Here is a 327-nt window from a genome sequence, read left to right as displayed (position 1 = left end):
TTTTGCTAACTATTCCTTTACCAATTGCGCTAAGTGTAATGAACTGAGTGCATTATGCCCATAGCCATATAAACCTTGATAGAAACTTAACTTATATACAATAAACACGTTTTTCTGCTCATTCACGTCCATACTATAAATAAAATCATGTAACTCATCGGCATGCTCTAATAGCTCACTCTCATTATTATAAATTATAATTAATGGGTAACTGATGCTCATAAATTGTCCTCAATCTAATTGTCATTTACTGAATAATTTATAATCGTGCATTGGGTTAATTTTGGAAGTAAAAGCACTGCCCCACACTAGCCGCTATCAAAAAGT

1 protein-coding gene is annotated in these 327 nt (G+C 32.7%); it reads right to left on the bottom strand.

Translation table 11 applies throughout. The annotated features are described in order from the left end of the window. Positions 1-9: 9 nt before the first annotated feature. Complete coding sequence (locus tag CWB77_RS18300; RefSeq protein ID WP_249931458.1) at positions 10-222, bottom strand: hypothetical protein; 213 nt, start codon at positions 220-222, stop codon at positions 10-12. Positions 223-327: the final 105 nt, after the last annotated feature.

The sequence above is a fragment of the Pseudoalteromonas sp. S1610 genome (assembly GCF_005887465.1).
GTDB classification, from domain to species: domain Bacteria; phylum Pseudomonadota; class Gammaproteobacteria; order Enterobacterales; family Alteromonadaceae; genus Pseudoalteromonas; species Pseudoalteromonas undina.
Note: the sequence above shows the minus strand (reverse complement) of the source record. Positions and strands in the feature narration are given on the sequence as shown.

Excerpts from the sequence above, each read along its gene's own strand:
- CWB77_RS18300 (WP_249931458.1), bottom strand. The coding sequence starts at position 222 with ATGAGCATCAGTTACCCATTAATTATAATTTATAATAATGAGAGTGAG.